The sequence below is a fragment of the Brunnivagina elsteri CCALA 953 genome (assembly GCF_002289455.1).
Classification (GTDB): Bacteria; Cyanobacteriota; Cyanobacteriia; order Cyanobacteriales; family Nostocaceae; genus Brunnivagina; species Brunnivagina elsteri.
Genome location: NZ_NTFS01000418.1, coordinates 1 through 5554, shown reverse-complemented (window position 1 = coordinate 5554; position 5554 = coordinate 1). Strand labels below are relative to the sequence as shown.

Here is a 5554-nt window from a genome sequence, read left to right as displayed (position 1 = left end):
AATATCACCGGATAAATCAAACATAAATCACCTAATTTGTTGCTAACATAGTATATCTATAAAAGTTTTCTTGTAAGAAATTAGGCGTAGAAGATAATCTTAATATAACTCCATCAATTTTAGCTCGATAGTAATAGTGAGATACAGGAGATTGAATTACGATAAGATTGTCATTACGAATAATGCCAGCATCAACTAAACCATCTAAAATGTATTTACTAGCTGCTGAGACATTATCACTATCGTGGGCAAAAGTTTTTAAATGCCAATGATATTCGAGCCATACTTTATCATCAAAACTAAAATCAACTTTTTGAGTTAAATCAGCAACTTTATTAGTCCAAAGTTTCTTTACCGCAGCACTTGCTCTCCAATCCGAACGTGCTAAATCAATTTGTTCATTTAAAGTTGGAGGAAGCATGTTGAATCTAAGTTCAAGTATCATTCTTATCTTCCTCCTCTAAACTAGCGATAAATTCAGCTACCACATCCCGAATTCGCTTATATTTTCTGCCATCAGCACGGGATAAATTAAATACCTCCTGCACTATTTGATGTAGTTCATAACCTCGACTGTGGAGAGAAGAAATTTGAGACTTTGTAAAATCATCCAGGATAATACTAAAAGAAAATTCCTCTGACTGATTATTATTTATTGAATCTGTGACAACTTCATTTAACTTTGCCCGTGGAGTTTTATTATTAGAAGAATTTTCACTTTTAAACCCAATATTAAAACTCGAAAAGTTCAACTTAGCATCCCAACAAGCAATATTATTAACCGTATTTATCGCTTTATTTAGATATTCTTGAAAAGCAGCTTTCGTACCCAAATACAAACCCTGAAGACGCATCACACCTTTGGGAGATTTATACAGCATATCTCCACCACCCAATAAACTTGCTGCACGGTCATCATCGGGATTACCTAAAATAATTCCACTATCTTCAGGACGGGATACCATAAAAGCAACCTTACCCGAACAATTTGAGCGAATCAAGGGTTTAATTACATCCTTATCGGGACGTTGGGTAAACAAGAAAATATTGATTCCCGCAGCACCAGCTTTTGCCAGCAATTTCATCAAAGCCAATTCGATTTGGTCTTTGTAAGTGCTATCAGATAATAAATCAAAGCACTCATCTGTCACCGAAATAATTCTTGGCATGGGGCGATCGCAAAACATTTGGTTATATTCACCAATATTTTCAACCCCCACCCTCTTGAACTCCTGATAGCGAAGTTCCTGTTCTGCAACCAAATAATTGAAAATTTGCAAGGTACTCACAGCATCCTCGGCAACTGGTGCAATAAGATGAGGAAGTCCGTTAAAGCAAGTCAGGGAAACCAGTTTCACGTCACTGAGAGCAAGTTTTACTAAACTGGGAGGGTAACGCAGTGCTAAATATAGAACCATTGCTTTTTCAAACTGGCTCTTTCCACCACCTGTCATTCCTCCTCCCAAAGTGTGGTAAACATTCGAGTCGCATAGAGAAATCTCTATATATTTACCATCAACATCAACACCACCGGGGATGATGATACGGTTAATATCAACTTCGCTTTGCAAATCAACATAATCTGCGAAGTTTGCTATTTGGCGATCGCATCTGGGAATATCGAATACAACCGCACCGGGTATAACAGATATCATCGGTGGGTTTTCCAGGGATAATTCACTGCCTAATTGTTGAACTAAATCATTACCCAAGCCTTGCACTTTTTTGAAGCTAACCCCTTTCCCCAGCTTGATTTTGATGCGTTTGAAGGTGGGACCAGTTTTAGTATCGAGGTAACTACAGGTAATACCAAAATCATTCAGGGTTTCAACCAAAGTATTACCCACTTGGGAATTTAAATTTTCTGTGATTACAGAAGTGTCTAAATTGTTATTGCTCGAATTTGTAGCAGCCTTATTGCTGGATAATGATGGAATCTCACCATTTTTCTTAGCAACTAATTCGGCTGTTTTATAGACGAGTTGTTTCAAATAAATATTCTTGGTCGATTCGGCAATCTTTACTAAATCTTGATAAGATTTACTTTCTTGATATTGTTTGTATAGTTCAATAATAAAAGCATCGCGTTCGTATTTGCTGATATATCGATTTGTTAAAATATATTCTAGAGCCAATTTGGAAAAAGCTAAGTCTTCTAAGTTTAATTCAGACTCACAAACGTTGATAATTCGCTGATTCTGAGTACCGCTAATTACTGCTTGATAAATTATTTCAAATAAATAATTATGGTCGTAATTATTGGTGTGACGAATGATTTTACTGCCAAAGTCAGATTCTTGAAGAATATCGACAACATACTGCTTTTGACTCAAATCAAATACTTGTTCTGCTTCTATGAGAATATCCTGGTTTGATACACCTTGGGATTTGAGAACATGAATAGCATTGGTTATATCGGCATTACTATAATCTGACATATCAACCTCCAAGGGTTAACAATTGTTGTTGGTAATATTTGCTTAACTCCCCCATACTTTTGGGATTTTGATTATAGGAATTGCAGGGAAATGAAGCCCAGATTTTACCGACTTTACATGCAGCTTTGTCAAAATTGCCTGATTCAACGTTTTTAATAGCACTATTTCGACGAATATACTCAACAGCCATTCTGTCCTGAGATACAGGTGAAAAATCTGGTAGTTTCAGTTTTGGTTGCAAATCCCACCAAGACTTATCCAACATTTGGTAAGCACCAGCAGCAGTCGAGCAGATTTGTCTCCCATTAATTGGCGCACATTGTTTCTGTAATGGATGTGTGGAAAAATTATTAAAAGTGCCATTGAAAACTAATTTTCGATAACTTTCTGTTCCACTATTTCCAGTTTCAGCCCAGCGAATAGTTGCTAAAAAAGCTTGCATCCGAGGTGAATATTTAGAACTTGTTCCAGGATAGATATGATTGAGATTTGTACGAATCAAACCAAAACGTTGAGAACCGAATAAACAGTAAATACCTAAACAAGAAACCGAAACAACAGATAAATGGATTGGTTGAATTTTAGTAGCAATACGACGATAATCAACTCCAGAAACTAACCCGAATATCCCACCAATAATAAAACCTAATTTCCAACTATCAATTGACTTTATCAAAGTGCGAAAAAGGCATATTTTATCAGCACCGGGAGAAACTAAACCACATGGAACAGAAGCAACTCCATAAGATAATGCCACCGAACTCGCAGCACTAATTAATCCGGAAATAAAGATTTTTCCTAACATATTACCGACCTGCTAAATACTGTTGCAAGTAAGGACGGGGGTTAATAGGTTTACCGTTAATCCGAACCTCAAAATGTAAATGTGGTCCTGTGGACATTCCTGTGCTACCTACTGCTGCAACCATCTGTCCCCGTACAACCTGCTGTCCTTCTCGCACGTAAAGCTTACTTGCATGACCGTAAAGGGTTGATTTTCCAGCACCATGATTCACTATTACTGTGTTCCCATACCCTCCTTTTTCCCCTGCAAATTCAACTTTCCCCGGAGCGATCGCATAAATTGGAGTACCCAAGGCAGCACCAAAATCGATACCAGTATGAAACCTGCGATCGCCCGTTACAGGATGTTTTCGCCAACCAAATTCGCTTGTTAGAGGAGCGCTTTTAGTCGTTGGGAAAGCTATTTGACCATTGCTTAAGTTAGTCGTGTTGGTGACGGTTGTGTTAGTTGCACCAATTAGGCTTTGGAGGGATTTGACCAAAAGTTGAGATTCAACCCAGGAGGATATTTGAGGAAGTGCGATCGCTAAAGTCAAAAAGAAGGTAGCAAAAGCATAATGCCAATTTCCATCATTCGAGATGCGATCTAATTGTTGATTATCAACATGTTCATTCTCATTACTTGTTTTAGTACTATCAATTTCCAGCTTTATTCGCATCTCGACAACTCGAATTAGTGGAACTTAGTAACTTCTCAAAATTGTTTTTGGGGCTATTACAAATCGAATCAGTGGGGGTTAGCGTGGGTTTAGAAATAACCGCAGTGGAAATTTGAAATTTAATCTTTGAAGTTACGTTATTTAAGTTATAAAACTTGAGGTATCCAGGTTGGAGAATATCTAGAAACCATACCAATAACGTAAATATGAAGCAAATTTTGACCAACATTATTCCAATTGTCGAAATACTGGCATGGCGAATGATGGCACTTTTTCCGGCACAACTTCAATCTTTTTCCCATTAGCATAACCTGGTCCAGTGTAACTACCATTAAGCAAGAAATTAACCAATAGCAAGAACAACCAGAATCCAACAGCACCCACACCGATGGGAGATTTTATACAATCTCCAAGGAAATAAGCTGGATACCAAACAAAACGCCAAGTATTTTGGGGATGGAGTCTGTGGGCTTTCCATACTTCCACATAAGGGATTTCGATGTGGGGAACTCTAGGTTTTTGTGAAGCTTGGGAGTTGACATATCGAACCTCTAAGGGCTGAGTATCTATTACAGGTATTCCCGATGTTTGGTTTACCATTCCTCCTTGTTGTTGAACTTGATTTAACATTCCTTGTAAGCGAGTAGTGGGAATGATTGATCCACCTTCGGAATAATCAACATCAAAATTACGGCGGTTTCTGCTCATATTTACCTCGATAAAATTAACTAGCAGATGGTTTATTATTTGTATCTTCGTTATCGTCCCAATAATCTTCTTGTTGGAGTTGAGAATAAAATTCTTCGGGAGACAGAGTTTGAGATTTAGTTTCTAAATTGTCAGATACACGGGGAGTAAATTGAATGATGTTTTTCCCAGAAATAGTAGGATTAATTGATGGATATGATTGGGAATTCTCAGGGACAATATTTTGATTAGCATCAGTCGTATTGCTGCGATTTTCTTCTTTTTCCAAAGACTCGTTATAATCAGAAACTCCCCAACTTAAAAAGCTTGCAAATCCAGCGATAAAAATAGCCGCACTCAGCCAATGTACAGAAGAATTGGGAGATGGCATCATCTCAACAGTGGTGCGAGTGGAACCCTCAAGAGTAGTGCGAATCGGAGTACGTTTGACTGCCGCAACAACGTTGAGTGAACACAAGATAATACAAATTATGGCAGCAGTAAACTTAACGTACATGACGCATTTCCTCAATCTTGGGGATTTTTCTTATCTTGTGGTTTTCTAGGTCGAACTGTTTCTTTCATCCCTTCTAAATGCAGCTTTCTTTCTTGCTCTTGCTGTTTGATTTGTTCGCGAATTTCTCGCACACGAGTGAGTTGCTCAACCGGATCGGAATATCCACGCGATACCATCGAAGATGGTCGCCAAGGGCATCGCAATAATTGAGCTTGAGCGAGAGAATAAGGTTCTTGAGCGTTGCGAATTTGAATCAGCATTTGGTTCAAATCCACCGATGGCTGTGATTCAAGATTTTACGCGTAATCAATTGCTTCCAGCTTGCCCAATACCATCACCGCAGCTGCACCAGTGGAAATTTTCTCCTCAACTTTCGTCCCGTCGGTTTTGCGATATCCCCAGTAAAAAGAGTCGTTCCCAGAAGCTGCTTCCAATAAGACATCCAGAGA

Annotated in this window: 6 protein-coding genes and 1 pseudogene; all 7 read right to left on the bottom strand. The window is 38.3% G+C overall.

The window, feature by feature from the left end:
• Positions 1–31: 31 nt before the first annotated feature.
• Positions 32–445 carry a RusA family crossover junction endodeoxyribonuclease gene (locus CK510_RS25440; protein ID WP_095724329.1) on the bottom strand — a complete coding sequence of 138 codons (414 nt, stop codon included), beginning with the start codon at positions 443–445 and terminating at the stop codon, positions 32–34.
• Positions 435–2438 carry a DNA translocase FtsK gene (locus tag CK510_RS25435; RefSeq protein ID WP_095724328.1) on the bottom strand — a complete coding sequence of 668 codons (2004 nt, stop codon included), beginning with the start codon at positions 2436–2438 and terminating at the stop codon, positions 435–437. The genes CK510_RS25440 and CK510_RS25435 overlap by 11 nt, the downstream gene beginning before the upstream one ends.
• Position 2439: 1 nt before the next feature.
• Positions 2440–3243, bottom strand: a complete 804-nt coding sequence (locus CK510_RS25430; protein WP_095724327.1) for a glycoside hydrolase family 24 protein — start codon at positions 3241–3243, stop codon at positions 2440–2442.
• A gap of 1 nt (position 3244) precedes the next feature.
• A complete protein-coding gene (locus CK510_RS25425) occupies positions 3245–3901 on the bottom strand; it encodes a M23 family metallopeptidase (protein ID WP_095724326.1) in 657 nt (218 codons plus the stop codon).
• Between the two features lie 228 nt (positions 3902–4129).
• Positions 4130–4609, bottom strand: a complete 480-nt coding sequence (locus CK510_RS25415; RefSeq protein ID WP_095724324.1) for a hypothetical protein — start codon at positions 4607–4609, stop codon at positions 4130–4132.
• Positions 4610–4625: 16 nt separating this feature from the next.
• Positions 4626–5105, bottom strand: coding sequence for a hypothetical protein (locus CK510_RS25410; RefSeq protein ID WP_095724323.1), 480 nt, complete (start codon positions 5103–5105; stop codon positions 4626–4628).
• Positions 5106–5116: 11 nt separating this feature from the next.
• Positions 5117–5554 (bottom strand): annotated as a pseudogene (locus CK510_RS25405) (phage terminase large subunit family protein); the annotation flags it as partial.

Excerpts from the sequence above, each read along its gene's own strand:
- CK510_RS25440 (WP_095724329.1), bottom strand. The coding sequence starts at position 445 with ATGATACTTGAACTTAGATTCAACATGCTTCCTCCAACTTTAAATGAA.
- CK510_RS25410 (WP_095724323.1), bottom strand. The coding sequence starts at position 5,105 with ATGTACGTTAAGTTTACTGCTGCCATAATTTGTATTATCTTGTGTTCA.
- CK510_RS25425 (WP_095724326.1), bottom strand. The coding sequence starts at position 3,901 with ATGCGAATAAAGCTGGAAATTGATAGTACTAAAACAAGTAATGAGAAT.
- CK510_RS25415 (WP_095724324.1), bottom strand. The coding sequence starts at position 4,609 with ATGAGCAGAAACCGCCGTAATTTTGATGTTGATTATTCCGAAGGTGGA.
- CK510_RS25435 (WP_095724328.1), bottom strand. The coding sequence starts at position 2,438 with ATGTCAGATTATAGTAATGCCGATATAACCAATGCTATTCATGTTCTC.
- CK510_RS25430 (WP_095724327.1), bottom strand. The coding sequence starts at position 3,243 with ATGTTAGGAAAAATCTTTATTTCCGGATTAATTAGTGCTGCGAGTTCG.